The 13425-nt window shown below is 75.6% G+C and carries 11 protein-coding genes and 1 pseudogene; 4 read left to right on the top strand and 8 right to left on the bottom strand.

Annotated features, from left to right (window positions below; genetic code table 11):
* The 3 genes and pseudogenes from ABZ457_RS11610 to ABZ457_RS11600 form a co-directional block, all read right to left on the bottom strand.
* Positions 1 to 67, bottom strand: a pseudogene (locus tag ABZ457_RS11610) (MBL fold metallo-hydrolase); the annotation flags it as partial.
* 40 nt (positions 68 to 107) lie between these two features.
* The gene (locus ABZ457_RS11605; RefSeq protein ID WP_359156511.1) at positions 108 to 785 is read right to left on the bottom strand and encodes an HAD-IA family hydrolase; all 678 of its coding nucleotides are present in this window, start codon (positions 783 to 785) and stop codon (positions 108 to 110) included.
* A 214-nt stretch (positions 786 to 999) separates the two neighbouring features.
* Positions 1000 to 2472 carry a peptidoglycan-binding protein gene (locus ABZ457_RS11600; protein WP_359156509.1) on the bottom strand — a complete coding sequence of 491 codons (1473 nt, stop codon included), beginning with the start codon at positions 2470 to 2472 and terminating at the stop codon, positions 1000 to 1002.
* Positions 2473 to 2845: 373 nt separating this feature from the next.
* Here ABZ457_RS11600 and ABZ457_RS11595 point away from each other — a divergent pair, with 373 nt between their 5' ends.
* The gene (locus tag ABZ457_RS11595; protein WP_359156506.1) at positions 2846 to 4942 is read left to right on the top strand and encodes an MFS transporter; all 2097 of its coding nucleotides are present in this window, start codon (positions 2846 to 2848) and stop codon (positions 4940 to 4942) included.
* A 71-nt stretch (positions 4943 to 5013) separates the two neighbouring features.
* Here ABZ457_RS11595 and ABZ457_RS11590 read toward each other — a convergent pair whose 3' ends face one another.
* Positions 5014 to 5541, bottom strand: a complete 528-nt coding sequence (locus tag ABZ457_RS11590; RefSeq protein ID WP_359156503.1) for a GNAT family N-acetyltransferase — start codon at positions 5539 to 5541, stop codon at positions 5014 to 5016.
* Positions 5542 to 5681: 140 nt separating this feature from the next.
* Here ABZ457_RS11590 and ABZ457_RS11585 point away from each other — a divergent pair, with 140 nt between their 5' ends.
* Together ABZ457_RS11585 and ABZ457_RS11580 are read left to right on the top strand one after the other, a co-directional pair.
* Positions 5682 to 6323 carry a hypothetical protein gene (locus tag ABZ457_RS11585; protein ID WP_359156501.1) on the top strand — a complete coding sequence of 214 codons (642 nt, stop codon included), beginning with the start codon at positions 5682 to 5684 and terminating at the stop codon, positions 6321 to 6323.
* Entirely contained in the window at positions 6323 to 7225 is a 903-nt protein-coding gene (locus ABZ457_RS11580; RefSeq protein WP_359156499.1) for a hypothetical protein, read from the top strand. Before ABZ457_RS11585 ends, ABZ457_RS11580 begins: the two co-directional genes overlap by 1 nt.
* A gap of 87 nt (positions 7226 to 7312) precedes the next feature.
* Here the strand turns inward: ABZ457_RS11580 and ABZ457_RS11575 are convergent, their stop codons facing one another.
* The 4 genes from ABZ457_RS11575 to ABZ457_RS11560 form a co-directional block, all read right to left on the bottom strand.
* On the bottom strand, positions 7313 to 7660 hold the full coding sequence (locus tag ABZ457_RS11575; protein WP_359156496.1) for an antibiotic biosynthesis monooxygenase: 348 nt from the start codon (positions 7658 to 7660) through the stop codon (positions 7313 to 7315).
* 69 nt (positions 7661 to 7729) lie between these two features.
* Complete coding sequence (locus ABZ457_RS11570) at positions 7730 to 9148, bottom strand: ATP-binding protein (RefSeq protein ID WP_359156493.1); 1419 nt, start codon at positions 9146 to 9148, stop codon at positions 7730 to 7732.
* An 89-nt stretch (positions 9149 to 9237) separates the two neighbouring features.
* The gene (locus ABZ457_RS11565; RefSeq protein ID WP_359156491.1) at positions 9238 to 9909 is read right to left on the bottom strand and encodes an O-methyltransferase; all 672 of its coding nucleotides are present in this window, start codon (positions 9907 to 9909) and stop codon (positions 9238 to 9240) included.
* 15 nt (positions 9910 to 9924) lie between these two features.
* On the bottom strand, positions 9925 to 11031 hold the full coding sequence (locus tag ABZ457_RS11560) for a DUF2330 domain-containing protein (RefSeq protein WP_359156489.1): 1107 nt from the start codon (positions 11029 to 11031) through the stop codon (positions 9925 to 9927).
* Positions 11032 to 11231: 200 nt separating this feature from the next.
* On the opposite strand from ABZ457_RS11560, the gene ABZ457_RS11555 reads away from it, so the two are divergent.
* The gene (locus tag ABZ457_RS11555; RefSeq protein ID WP_359156487.1) at positions 11232 to 13295 is read left to right on the top strand and encodes a bifunctional glycosyltransferase 87/phosphatase PAP2 family protein; all 2064 of its coding nucleotides are present in this window, start codon (positions 11232 to 11234) and stop codon (positions 13293 to 13295) included.
* Positions 13296 to 13425 lie beyond the last annotated feature (130 nt).

Raw genomic sequence — 13425 nt, 5'->3', positions numbered from 1 at the left:
GCACCCCGCCGATGTGGTCCTCGTGACCGTGTGTGAGGACGATGCCCTCGATGTCGTCGAGGCGGTCCCGGAGGGTGCCCGGTCCGGCCCCGCTTCCGTGTGTGCTCTCAGGCGGCGCGGAGTTCCACGGTGCCGTCCGGGCGGGGGGTCACGGTGAGCCGCGTCAGGTCGCCGACATGCAGGTCCGGGGCGAAGGCCGCCGCGCGCGGTCCGACGCCGACCACCCGCATGCCCGCCGCCCGCGCCGCCGCGATGCCCGCCTCGGAGTCCTCGAAGGCGACGCAGTCGGCCGGGGCGAAGCCGAGGTCCGCCGCGCCCTTCAGGAAGCCCTCCGGGTCCGGCTTGCTCGCCCCCACGCTCTCCGCCGTGACCCTGACCTCCGGCAGCGCCAGCCCGGCCGCACCCATCCGGGCCGTCGCCAGGGCGAGATCGGCCGAGGTCACCAGGGCGTGCGGCACACCCGCGAGGGCGGCCAGGAAGGCGGGGGCGCCGGGGACGGGGACCACGCCGTCGGTGTCGGCGGTCTCCCGGGCGAGCATGGCGCGGTTGTCCGCGAGGTTCCGCTCCATGGGCCGGTCCGGGAGGAGGGCGGCCATCGTCGCGTGGCCCTGCCGGCCGTGGGCGACCTTCATCACCGCGTCCGGGTCCAGCCCGTTCTCGACGGCCCAGGCGCGCCAGATCCGCTCCACCGGGGCGTCCGAGTCGACCAGGGTCCCGTCCATGTCCAGCAGGACGGCGCGGGCGGTCAGGGCGAGGGGCGTGGCGGGGCCGGCGGCTGCCGTCATGAAGGGCTCCAGGGTCCGGGGGAGGGTGCGGGCGCGGCGTCGGGGACGAGGCGGGGCCCGGGAGAAGGGCCCGGAGAAGAGAACAAGCGGCTCCGCCCGCCGGTCAGGGAGTACGGGCGGAACCACTTTGTTCCTTCACGATACAAAGAAGCGGCCCGAACACCAAATCGGTGCGGTGGCGGTTCGGTGCGGTGGCGTTCCGGACCGGTCCGTCTCAGGGCCGCCGGGTCTCGGACTCCAGGGCGCGGCGGGTCTCGGGGCCGTAGACACCGAGGGGGTCGCTCTGGATGCCGCGGTGCCACTGGTACACCTTCACCGCGTCCTCCACGCCCTGGTCGAAGATCCCGTCGGCCCGCTCCTCGCGGGAGTAGAGCCACAGCTGCTGAAGGCGTTTCTGCAGGTCGCGTACCTCGGGGCCGGTGTCGCCCCGGCTGAGTGAGGCGGGCGCGAAGCCGGGCGGCGGCGGTTCCTCGGCCCCGTCGCCGCCCCCGGTCTCCGGCACGTCCCCGTCCGAGACCGAGCCCGAGGCGGACGCCGTCGAGGACGGCGACGGCGCGGCCGGCGCGCTGCTCACCGGCACGGACCGGGTGGCGGACGCGGACGGCGAGGCGGTCGGGGACGCCGACGCGGACGGGGAGGGCGAGCCGGACCGGGAGGGCGCGGGCGACCCCGAGGGGGAGCCGGTCGGCGAGGCGGGGGCGGAGGGCGCGTCGGGGCCGAGGTTGAGGCTCGGCCCGCCGCCGTTCTCCCGGTCGGGCATGGACACCCGGTCCCGCTCGCCCTCCCCGGCGAACAGCCCGGACGCGTACGCGGCGGTCCCGGCCACGGCGAGCGCGGCGGCCGCGGCGACGATCCCGGCGCCCCGGCGCCGTGCTCGGGGCCGGGGCTCGGCACCGGTCCCGGGTCCGGCGGGGCCGAGCAGGGGCGGCAGCTCGCCGCCGGGCCCGGCGGGGGTGTGCGGGTCCGCGCCTGGCGCGGCGGGGTCGTGGCCGTACGGCGCCCACGGGGCCGCGCCGCTCGCGTCGCGGGCGTTTTCCGGCTGACCCGGGCCCGATCCGGAGGGCGACCACGCGTCCGCCCCGCCGCCCGCGTGCAGGGGCGGCAGCGGCGCGGGGCCGCCGGTGCGGCCGTGCGGGCGGGGTATTCCGCCGGCTCGGGCGGCGTCGCCCGGCGCGCCGTGGCCGTACGACCACGAGTCCGCCGCGCCGTCCTCGTCCCGGGCCCGGCCGGACCCGGACGGCGCCCACCGGTCCGCCGCGCCGCGTATGCCGTCCTCGCCGTCCCCGCGCACGGGCGGCAGGGGCGCGGTCGGCTCGTCGTCCACGGCCCGGTGGCCCCGGTGGCCGAACGGACCCGCGCCCGTCCCGCCACCCGAGACGGGCGGAGACGAGCCCGCGGCGAGCGGCGCGGCCCCGCCCGGCGGTGGGAACTCCGCGCCCTCCGAGTCGAGGGTGACGTAGGGGCGGATGCGCAGCGGGTCGAAGTCCTCCGCCGCCGCGATCTCCGCCGCGCGGCGGGCCTCCCGGTCGGCGTGCCAGGCCGCCGCCTCGGCGGGCCAGTCGTCACGGGCCCCCGGCCGCTCCGTGGTGGCGGCCCATCCGGCGGACGCGGCGCACACGCAGCGGGGCCCCGGCCCCGAGCCGGTGGCCCCGGGTCTGCCGCACTCCTGACATGTGTCTCCGGTCATGACCGGCACCCCTCCCCTTGGAATGCCGCACATTATGCACGGCGGTGTGATCCACCCCACGGCGGCCCGGCGAGGGCTCCGGCGGTGTGACCCACCCCACGGCCGCCCGGCGAGGGCTCCGGCGGTGTGACCCACCCCACGGCCGCCCGGTCACCCCACGGCCGCCCGGCCGCCCGGCGCGCGGCCGGCTCGGCAGGCCGTAGCCCGCCCCACCCACCACGATGGAGGGGCGCGCACCCAGGAGCGCGCCCACGGGCACACCGAGGAGGGCACCCAGAAGCACACCGAGGCACGCGCACCGCACGGAAGCCGCACCGACCGACCCGCACCACCCCCGAGCGCACCGCGCACAACCGCGCAAAGGAGAGACCGCATGGCCCAGGACGTCAGGCCGGCGACGACACCGCCGGCGCCGGGCGAGGGACAGAACCGGCGCACCGTACTCGTCGCCATCGGCGCCCTGCTGCTGGGCATGCTGCTGGCCGCCCTCGACCAGACCATCGTCGCCACCGCCCTGCCGACGATCGTCAGCGAACTCGGCGGCATGGACCACCTGTCCTGGGTCGTCACCGCCTACATGCTGGCCTCCACCGCCGCCACCCCCCTCTGGGGCAAGCTCGGCGACCAGTACGGGCGGAAGAAGCTGTTCCAGACCGCCATCGTCATCTTCCTCGTCGGCTCCGCTCTGTGCGGTATCGCGCAGAACATGCCGCAGCTCATCGGCTTCCGCGCCCTCCAGGGCCTCGGCGGCGGCGGGCTGATGGTGCTGTCGATGGCGATCGTCGGCGACATCGTCCCGCCCCGGGAACGCGGCCGCTACCAGGGCCTGTTCGGCGCGGTCTTCGGCGCGACCAGCGTCCTCGGCCCGCTCCTCGGCGGCTTCTTCACCGAGCACCTCAGCTGGCGCTGGGTCTTCTACATCAACCTGCCCGTCGGCGTCGTCGCCCTCCTCGTCATCGCCGCCGTCCTGCACATCCCGGCCCACTCCCGCAAGCACACCATCGACTACCTGGGCACCTTCCTCATCGCCTCGGTCGCCACCTGCCTGGTCCTGGTCGCCTCCCTCGGCGGCACCACCTGGGCCTGGGCCTCGCCGCAGATCATCGGCCTGGCCGTGCTCGGGGCCGTCCTGCTCGTCGCGTTCGTCGCCGTGGAGCGCCGGGCGGCCGAGCCCGTCATCCCGCTGAAGCTGTTCCGGATCCGGACGTTCACCCTGGTGGCGGTCATCAGCTTCGTCATCGGCTTCGCCATGTTCGGCGCGATGACCTATCTGCCGACCTTCCTCCAGGTCGTGCGCGGGGTGTCGCCCACCATGTCGGGCGTCCACATGCTGCCGATGGTGTTCGGGCTGCTGCTCACCTCGACCCTCTCCGGCCAGATCGTCAGCCGCACCGGCCGCTGGAAGGTGTTCCCGATCGCGGGCACGGCCGTCACCGCGATCGGCCTGCTCCTTCTGCACACCCTCACCGAGGACAGCTCCGACTGGCGGATGAGCCTCTGTTTCCTGGTCTTCGGCATGGGCCTCGGCCTGGTGATGCAGGTCCTGGTCCTGGTGGTGCAGAACTCCGTCGGCTACGAGGACCTGGGCGTGGCCACCTCCGGGGCGACCTTCTTCCGCTCCATCGGCGCCTCCTTCGGCGTCGCGATCTTCGGCACGATCTTCACCAACCGCCTGGAGGACAAGCTCGCCGACGCCCTGGCCGGGCAGCGGGTCCCACCGGGCGCGGGGGCCTCCGAGCTGGCCGCCGACCCGCGCGCCATCGCGGAACTCCCCGCCGCGCTGCGCCCCTCGGTCGTCCACGCGTACGCCACCTCCATCACCGACGTCTTCCTCTACGCGGTGCCGGTGGTCGTGGTCGCCTTCGTCGTCGCCTGGTTCCTGAAGGAGGACAAGCTGCGCGGCTCGGTCACCGCGCCCGACGCCAGCCAGACCGTCGCCTCCAACCCGGTGGAACGTTCCTCCCGCGATGAGTGCGCGCGTGCCCTGTCCGTCCTCGGTTCCCGCGAGGGCCGCCGCCACATCTACGAGAAGATCACCGCCCGGGCGGGCTACGACCTGCTGCCCGCCTCCAGCTGGCTGCTGCTGCGCATCAAACGCCACGGCATCGTGGAACCGGCCCGGCTGGCCGAGACCACACCCGTGCCGCTGCGCTCGATCACGGAGGCCGCCCGGGAGATCGAGGGGCGGGGCCTGGCGCGGCGCGAGGGCCTGGACCTGATGCTCACCGACAGCGGGGTGGAGGCCGCCGCCCGGCTCTGCGAGGCCCGGGAGGAGTCGCTCGCGGAACTCCTCGGCGACTGGTGGGGCCCGGACCGCCCGACCGACCTCGTGCAGCTGGTGCGCGAACTCGGCGCGGAGCTGAGCGGCTCGGACGAGGAGGGCCCGCACGCGCACGTCCGGGGCGACCACGAGCGCCCGGCGACGGCGTACCCGGACCGGCACCCGGACGGCAGCCGGCCCGGGGACTGACCCGGCCCGGGGACTGACCTGGTCCGGGGACTGAACCGGCCCGGGGACTGACCCGGTCCGCACGCCTGGGTTCACAGCTCCTTGCCGTACCAGACCTCCATGTACGGGCCCGTGCGGTACGCCGGGATGTCCGCGTACCCGTGCCGTACGTACAGCGCCCGCGCCGCCGTCAGGTCCCGCCGGGTGTTGAGCACCATCCGGCGGGCGCCCAGCGCCCGGGCCTCGTCCTCCAGTCGGCGCAGCAGCAGCCCGGCGCCCGCCCGGCCGCGGTGGCCGGGGCGGACGAACACCCGCGTCAGCTCGGCCCGTTCGGAGTCCAGCAGCAGGACGCCCCCACAGGCCGCGGGCTCGCCCGCCCACCGGCCGACGACGAATTGGCCGGTGGGCGGGGTCAGCAGCGCCGCGCCGTCGTCCGCCAGGCCCTCGTCGATCTCGGCCTCCGTCGCGGGCCGCCCCCAGTAGCTGCCGGCCACGTCCCCGTAGTAGTCCCGGCGCAGGGCGAGAGCGTCGGTGGAGTCGAACCGTTCCGCCGCCAGGGTCCACCCCGCGTCCGCCGTGCGCTCCGCGCCCGCCGTGGGCCCCGTGCCTGTCGTCGTCATGCGCACATCCTGGCTCCCGCCGCCCGGGTGGAGCATCCGGGTTTCGGGTTTGGGCGCCGGATACGGGGCAAGCCGCATCGTCGAGCGCTCCCAAGCAGTGACGAACAGCCAGCCAGGAGTCACGACCCAGGAAGGCAGTCATGTCGACCCTGACCACAGTTCTCATCATCGCGGCGGTGGTCGCGGCGCTGCTGGCGGCCGGTGTCCTGCTCCGGGCCCGTACGGGCACGGGCAGCGGCACGCGCTCGCTCAAGCGGCGCTTCGGCCCCGAGTACGACCGCACCCTCGCACAGCACCACGGTGACGACGAGGCCGCCCACCGCGACCTGCGCGACCGTGTCGAGCGGTACGGCGGCATCACGCCGCTGCCGCTGGAGCCGGCCGCCCGGGAGCAGTACACCGCGCAGTGGACCACCCTCCAGGAGCGCTTCGTCGACGCGCCGCGCCAGGCCGTCGCGGACGCCGAGCAGCTGCTCGGCCGGGCCGCCGCGACCCGGGGCTTCCCGGCCGCCGACAGCCCCGAGGACCAGCTCGCCGCCCTGTCCGTGCACCACCCGCACCATGTGGACAGCCTGCGCACGGTCCGCCACGCGGCCCGCTCCGGGTCCGCGTCCACGGAGGAGCTGCGCGAGGCACTGGTCCACGCGCGCGCCCTGTTCGAGGACCTGACCGAGGCCGGGCCGGGTACGGCGCCCCGCGCCGAAGCCCGCCGGCACGACCGGCGGAAGGAGTCCGCGGGGCGTCGCGGTCACCTGCTCAAGCCGAAGGGAAGTGGTGCGTGATGGCACGCGAGAACCGGGACCGGTGGACCACGGGCAGCGGCGGCGACGAGGCGCGCCGCGCGGCGGCCGCCCCGGCCGGCGACGGGCGGACGAGCCCCGACGTGGCCGTGCCCGCCCAGCGCACCGGCCACCCCACGGCCCCGCCGCCCCCCGCCCCGCCGCCGCCCCCCGTCCCGCCGGCGTCCGCGACCTCCCCGTCGCCCGCGCCGCCGGTCACCGGGCCCCCGGCGACGCCGCTGTCGAAGGCGCCGCTCTCCGCCGCACCCTCCGACGACCCCGGTGCCACGGGCCGGAACGACGGGAGCCGCACACCGGCGCCCGCCGCGACCCCCGCCGCGCCGCGCGGACGGGACACGGCGGCCGGGCCCACCGGGACCACGGACAACGGCACGGGCACGAGCACCGGGGCGGAAACGGGAACGGTCCGGGCGGAACGCGGCGACCGCGGTGAGCGCCGTGACCACCACGTCCACGGCACGGGCACCCCGCCCACGGCCGACGGCCCCCGCGCCGAGCACGCCCCGGGGCGGCGCCCCGAGGACGCCCTCCCCGGCGGCCACCGGACCACCGGCCCCGAGGGCATCGACGGCCACGGCGCCCACGGCCGCCTCCCCGGCGGCGGGCAGCTGCTCGACGACGGCGACCGCGACCGCCTGGGGGAGCGCCTGCACCACGCGCTCGCCGGGTTCGTGGACTCGCCGCGCGACGCGGTCGCCGAGGCGGCCGACGTCCTCGACGAGGCGGAGAAGCGGCTCCTCGCCTCCCTGAAGGAGCGCCGCACCGCCCTGCGCGCGGGCTGGCAGAGGAACGGCGACCCCCGCGACCGCGCCGCCGACACCGAGCAGCTCCGGCTCACCCTGCGGACCTACCGCGAGGTGACGGAACGACTGCTCGGAGCATGACCCCGGCGCCCCCTTCCGCCGGTGACGGCAGAGGCCCCCGTGGCTCACCACGGGGGCCTCTGCCGTGCTCACGGCACGGGCGGGACGTCAGGCGGACTTGGGCGCCGCCTGCTGCACGACCTCGAAGGACCACACCTGCGACCCGGACGCGGCCGGCTTCGGCCGCTCCCCGCCCGCGTCACCACCGGCACCGGCCCCGGCGCCGCCCTGGTGGGCCGCCTTCATCGGGCCCTCCATCCACGCCTGGAAGGACGCCTCGTCCCGCCAGCGGGTGTAGACGAGGTACTGGTCGGTGCCCTCCACGGGACGCAGCAGCTCGAACCACTCGAACCCGTCGGACGACTCGACCGCCCCCGCCCGCGAGGCGAACCGCTTCTCCAGGACCTCCCGCTGCTCGGCCGGCACGGTCAGCACATTGATCTTCACGATGCTCATACCGCCCATCCTCCCGCAGCCCCGTCCACCCCGGTCACCGGCCCCGCCCCGACAGGCGCGAGGCGCGCCCTACGCGGGCCACGCCGTGAGCAGCTCCTCCGGCCCGTAGACCGCGTCGAGCCCCTCGCAGGCGACCCCGCTTCGCGACACGGCGACGAGCGGCAGGGGCTCGTCGCTCAGCGCGGCCCGGTGGCGGTGCAGGGCGGCGAGGTCGTGGCGGTCGAACGGCGAGGTGTCCAGCCATTTGACCGAGCCGGCGAACAGCAGCTCCTTGGCGACCGGTGCGCGGTCCGCCCCGACCAGGTCGATCTCCACGTCGTTGGTGCGGGTCCAGTAGCCGCCCACGACGGGCGCGGCGGGCAGCGGCCCGTCCGGCAGCAGCCGGGCCAGGGCGTCCCGGACGAGCGGTTCGACCGCGCGGCCGCGCCAGCTCGTCCAGTTCTCCCGGACACGGGCGAGCACGAGGTCGCCGCGACCGCGTTCGATCTCCGGTAGGGCGGGGCCCAGCAGCTTCAGCCAGAAGCGCAGATAGGGGTCGGTGATCCGGTACCGGCGGTCCTTCGACGGGCGGGTCGAGACGGGGAGTTCGGCCGCGATCAACCTCTTCTCGGCCAGGAGGGTCAGCGAGCGCTGCAACGACGTGCCGGCCAGGCCGCCCGCCGCCCTGGCGATATTGCTGAAGGTCCGCTCCCCGCTGCCGATGGCGGACAGGACGGCACGGGCCTGGACCTCCTGGGGGAATTCGGCGGCCAGCGAGCGCTCCGCCGAGACGAGCAGGGCGGAGACCGGGTCGGAGAGCGCGTCGCTCAGGAAGTCCCACAGCCCGGTGCCGGGGGTCCACTCGGTGCAGATCAGCGGCAGGCCGCCGGTGACGAGCGCGGCGTCGAAGGCCGCCGCCGCGTCGAGTTCGAGCATCCTGCCGACTTCCGCGGGGTTCAGCGGGCCCAGCACCATTTCCCGCCCGCGCTGGTGGAAGGGGCGGCCGTAGCTGTTCAGGGCCTCCATCATCGACAGGTCGGAGCCGATCAGGACCAGCAGGACGGGCCTGGTCTCCAGCACGCGGTCCCAGGCGCGCTGCAGCATCCCCTCGAACGCGCCGTCCGGGTCCATGAGGTAGGGGAGCTCGTCCATCACGACCACGCTGGGCCGGTCCTGGGGCAGCGCCGCGGCGAGCACGTCGAAGGCCGCGTCCCAGCTCGCGGGCCGGGCCGCGGCGAGCAGGCCGGCCAGCGGCAGGCTGGACGCCGCGGCGTCGGTGGCGAGCCGGCGCAGGTCGGCCTCCGGGGAGGAGCCGGTGGCCGCGAAGAAGAGGAACGGCGCCCCGGACTGCTCCGCGAAGCGTTCGACCAGGCGGGACTTGCCGACCCGCCGCCTGCCGCGCAGCATCAGGCATCTGCCGGGGCGTGCTCCGCCCACCCCGGCCGCCACCTTGCCGAGCTCCCGTCGCAGGATCGCGAGCTCGGCCTGCCGTCCCACGAACTCCGCCATCGCCGGCCTCCCTGGTGAGTCGCGTCACTATCATCGATGTCAGTAACATCGATGATAGTGACATGGGCGGCCCCTGGCGGGTCGGCGCGCTACCCGACCACCCGGGCCACCAGCAGACCGTCCCAGCCCTTGACGCCCACCGTCTGGACGGCCGTCGCGTCGAGGCGGGGGTCGTTGGAGACCAGGTCGAACAGCTCGCGGGTGCCGCGCACCGCCGGGTCGTCGGTGGCCGGGTCGGTGATCGCGCCGGCGCGGATCACGTTGTCCACGACGATCACGCTGCCCGGCTTGGTCAGGCGCAGGGCCCACTCCACGTAACGCGCGTTGTTGACCTTGTCCGCGTCGATGAAGACCAGGTCGAAGGGGCCCGCGCCCGGTTCCTTCTCGATGCGCGGGAGGAGGTCGAGGGCCGCGCCGATGCGGACCTCGGCGACCTTGTCGAGACCGGCCCGGGCCAGGTTGGCGCGGGCCACGTCCGCGTGCTCCGGGCTGTACTCCAGGGAGATCAGCCGGCCGTCCTCCGGCAGGGCGCGGGCCAGCCAGATGGTGCTGTAGCCGCCGAGGGTGCCGATCTCCAGCGCGGTGCGCGCCCCCTGGATCCGGGCCAGCAGGTGCAGCAGCTTGCCCTGGTTCGGGGCGACGGCGATGGCCGGCAGCCCGGCCGCGTCGCTCGCCGCGAGGGCCTCGGTCAGGGCCTCGTCCTCGGGGACGAGCAGCTCGCTGACGTAGCGGTCGACGGAGTTCCACTGATCCTGTGTCATGAGCGCCAACCTAGTTCAGGCCCCGGCGGCCGTGCCCGCCCCGCGCCTCCGGCGCACCCGCACCAGCCACGCGGCCCCCGCCGCCACCAGCCCCGCGCCCCCGGCCAGGGTCAGCAGCCAGGCCGGGACCCCGCCGACCGTCAGCAGCTCGTCCTCGTACACGACCTCCCGGTACGCCGTGTCCGCCGCCGCGCGGCGCAGTTCATGGTCGCCGTCGATCCGTTCCGGGGCGGGGAAGTCCTGGTCCAGGACGGTGAGGAAACGCTCCTGCCCGCCCGTCAGCTCCCCGACCGCCCCGCTGCCCGGGACCCGGCCCGCGAAGACCACCTCGGGCTCGGCGCCGCCGATCGCGGAGGCCGGCTCCATCCGGTGGTCGGCCAGGACGTAGAGGCCCAGCGACTGCGCGGTCTGCGCCCGGCGCGACAGCCGCATCGGGTAGACGAGTTCATCGCTCGCGAAGGTGATCCTCAGCGGGTCGAGGGTGCCGCCCAGCACCGCGTCCGCCTCGCGCGGCGCGAGCCGCACCGCCACGTACTCCCAGCCCCGGTCCACATAGGGGCGCAGGTCCTCGGAGAGGCCGTCGGGGAGGTCGAAGCCGTTCGCGTCGAGCCAGTCGCCGAGGGCGTCCGGGTCGGTGGCGGCGAGCCGGGCGACGTCGAAGTCCCCGAGGCGCTCCCGCCCGACCACGTCCACCCCGGCCGCGCCCCCGGTGCCCGGTGCGGCCCCGGCGCCGTCGTACCCCTCGTACGGCCAGTCCCCGGAACGCGGCCAGAAGTAGTGCCGGGTGCGGTGCTCCGGCGCGGCGGCCCGGGCCAGTTCGGTGAAGACGGCCGCGTCGCCCAGCTCCACTTCCGCCCGGCCGGGCACCGGCATGATCCACGCGGCCTTCCGGGCGTCCCCGCCGACCGTGAACCGCATGACGATCTGTTCGGTGCGCCCGTCCCACGCGACGACCGAGGTCTCCCGCCCCACCGAGATCCGGCTGTCCCGGTCCGGGACCATCGCGCCGCAGCCGCAGGCGTGCGCCGGGGCGATCAGCGCGCCGAGCTGGAGGGCCAGCAGCGCCGTGATCACCGTGAGCAGGCGCGCGTGCGCCCCGCGTTCTTGTATGTTCCCCCGCATACCTCCTGTGACGGGGCCGCCGACCTGGCGGTTCCCGCCCGCCGCCGCCCTGCGGGTGCGACCGGGAAGCGACAATCGGACAGTGGTCGGGGTGACAGTCAGGCGAATGGGGGGTTGCCTGAGTCTTCTCCATGGGGCGGTGCGACGCTCTGTGGACGCCCTGACGGCGGAGTGACCATGGTGGGGAGGCGCGGCGCGACGTGGTGAACGCGGAGCACAGCGTGCGCGGGAGCGCGGCGGATTCGAGGATCGGTGCGGCCAGGACGGCCCTGTGGGTCGTGGCGGCGGTGCTCGCGGCCCGGCAGGCGGCGGCCGTCCTGACCCGGCCACCGGGCGAACGGCTCACCGACCTGGAGACCTGGGTCGGCGAGCAGGGCGTCCTGCACCTCGGCGGCCCCCTCTACGACACCGACCGGTTCACCGGCACCCCCTTCGCGGGCCTGGTGCTCAAGCCGTTCGCGCGGGCCGCCGAGCAGAGCCTCGGGGTCGCCTGGACCTTCGGCACCCTGCTGCTCGTCGCCGCCCTCGGTCTGGTCGTCGCCCGCGCCCTGCCGCCGCCGGTCTCCCGGCGCAGCACCCTGCTCGCCGCGCCCGTCGCCATCAGCCTGCTGATGCTGTCCCTGCCGGTGCGCAACAGCTTCCACCTCGGGCAGACCAGCATCATCCCGGTGCTGCTGGTCCTCCTCGGCTGCTTCGCCGCCCGGGGGGAGAGAACCGGCGGGCTGCTCGTCGGCATCGGCGCGGCCCTCCAGCCCACCGTCCTCCTCTTCGCCCCCCTCCTCTGGTTCACCGGCCGCCGCCGCGCCGCCGTCACCGCGACGGGCACCTTCGCCGGGCTCACCGCCCTGTCCTGGGCCGCGCTGCCGGCCGACTCCTGGGCGTACTGGGTGCACCACGCGGCCGGGGCCGGGCTCGGCGACCGGCCCGACAGCCTCGCCAACCAGTCCCTGCACGGCGCGCTGCTGCGCCTCGGGCTCTCCGGGCCGCTGGAGATCGCCCTCTATCTCGTCCTCGCCGCCGCCGTCGTGGTGTTCGGCCTGCGCCGGGCCGTCCGCTACGCCCGTGACGGGCAGTTGCTGCTCGCCGTCGCCATCACCGGCTGCGTCGCGGTCGCCGTCTCCCCGACCGCGTGGCAGCACCAGCTGCTGTGGGTGCTGCTCGCCGTCGTCGGCCGGGTCGGCAAGCGGGCCTCCGACCGGATGCTGTGGCCGGTCCTCGTCGTCCTGGTGATCACCCTGCCGGGCAAGATGCTGCTGCCCAACCTGGTGCCGCTGCACCCGCTGCGGGACAACGCGCTCCTGGTCGCGGCGCTGGCCGCCGCCGTCGCGGTCCCGTTCCTGAGCCTCGGCTCGCCCTACTTCCGGCGGCCCGTGCCCACGGTGTACGCGCAGCCGGTTCCGGCACGGCTGCGCCGGGTGCCGCTGCTGCCGTTCTGGCGGCGGGTGCTGTCCCGGCCCAACCTGCTGCTGGAACTGCTGGTCATCCGGGTCGGGTACTCCGTGTACTCGCACATCCGGGCCGCCGCGACCGGCAGCGTGGACGCGGCGGAGTCGCACGCCCGGCAGATCCTCTCGATCGAGGGCGCGCTCGGCATCGACATCGAGCACTGGGTCAACCGGGCGGTGGTGGACACGCCGTGGCTGGAGGCGTTCTTCAACTTCTACTACACGTCGTTCCACTTCGTGGTGCCGCTGGCGATCCTCGGCGTCCTCTACGTCCGCCGCCCCTCCGACTACCGCTGGGCGCGCACCTCGCTCGCCTTCGCGACCCTGCTGGCGCTGCTCGGCTTCTGGCTGTTCCCGCTCGCCCCGCCGCGGCTGATGCCGGCCCTCGGCTACATCGACACGGTGCACGGCCCGCAGGACCTGGCGAACCCGGACTACGGCGCGATGACCGCCGTCACCAACCAGTACGCGGCGATGCCCTCGCTGCACTTCGGCTGGTCGCTGTGGTGCGGGCTGGTGGTGCTGTTCCTCGCACCGAGGCTGTGGATGAAGCTGCTGGGGCTGCTGCACCCGCTCTTCACGGTCTGCGCGATCGTGGCGACGGCCAACCACTGGGTCCTGGACGCGGCCGGCGGGGCGGCGGTCGTCGCGGCCGGCTTCGGCCTGACGTACGTCCTCGCCGGCCCGCGCCGCCTCCTGGTGCCCCCGGACGCGGTCCCGCAGGCGCGGGGCGCGACCCCGGACTCCACGCCTCAGCCCCCGGCCCCGGACCCGGACGCCGCCCCGGACCCGAAGGACCCCGAGCCCGCCCGCACCTGAGCCCGCCCCCCCCGGGCGTGCGGGGGCCCGGGCACACGCGAGCCCCGGCGCTCGCGGGGCGGGGGCCCTGGGAGCGTCGGGGTGGATCGTCGCGTTCCGCCCATGGTCCGGCAGGCGGGCGGGTTGCGCC

This window comes from Streptomyces sp. NPDC005805, from assembly GCF_040630445.1.
Lineage (GTDB): Bacteria > Actinomycetota > Actinomycetes > Streptomycetales > Streptomycetaceae > Streptomyces.
The sequence above is the reverse complement of the archived record's forward strand: the minus strand, read 5'-3'. Positions and strand labels throughout refer to the sequence as shown.

Bases quoted from the DNA above. Each gene is read 5' to 3' on its own strand.
- ABZ457_RS11605 (WP_359156511.1), bottom strand. From the start codon at position 785: ATGACGGCAGCCGCCGGCCCCGCCACGCCCCTCGCCCTGACCGCCCGC.
- ABZ457_RS11600 (WP_359156509.1), bottom strand. From the start codon at position 2,472: ATGACCGGAGACACATGTCAGGAGTGCGGCAGACCCGGGGCCACCGGC.
- ABZ457_RS11595 (WP_359156506.1), top strand. From the start codon at position 2,846: ATGGCCCAGGACGTCAGGCCGGCGACGACACCGCCGGCGCCGGGCGAG.
- ABZ457_RS11590 (WP_359156503.1), bottom strand. From the start codon at position 5,541: ATGACGACGACAGGCACGGGGCCCACGGCGGGCGCGGAGCGCACGGCG.
- ABZ457_RS11585 (WP_359156501.1), top strand. From the start codon at position 5,682: ATGTCGACCCTGACCACAGTTCTCATCATCGCGGCGGTGGTCGCGGCG.
- ABZ457_RS11580 (WP_359156499.1), top strand. From the start codon at position 6,323: ATGGCACGCGAGAACCGGGACCGGTGGACCACGGGCAGCGGCGGCGAC.
- ABZ457_RS11575 (WP_359156496.1), bottom strand. From the start codon at position 7,660: ATGAGCATCGTGAAGATCAATGTGCTGACCGTGCCGGCCGAGCAGCGG.
- ABZ457_RS11570 (WP_359156493.1), bottom strand. From the start codon at position 9,148: ATGGCGGAGTTCGTGGGACGGCAGGCCGAGCTCGCGATCCTGCGACGG.
- ABZ457_RS11565 (WP_359156491.1), bottom strand. From the start codon at position 9,909: ATGACACAGGATCAGTGGAACTCCGTCGACCGCTACGTCAGCGAGCTG.
- ABZ457_RS11560 (WP_359156489.1), bottom strand. From the start codon at position 11,031: ATGCGGGGGAACATACAAGAACGCGGGGCGCACGCGCGCCTGCTCACG.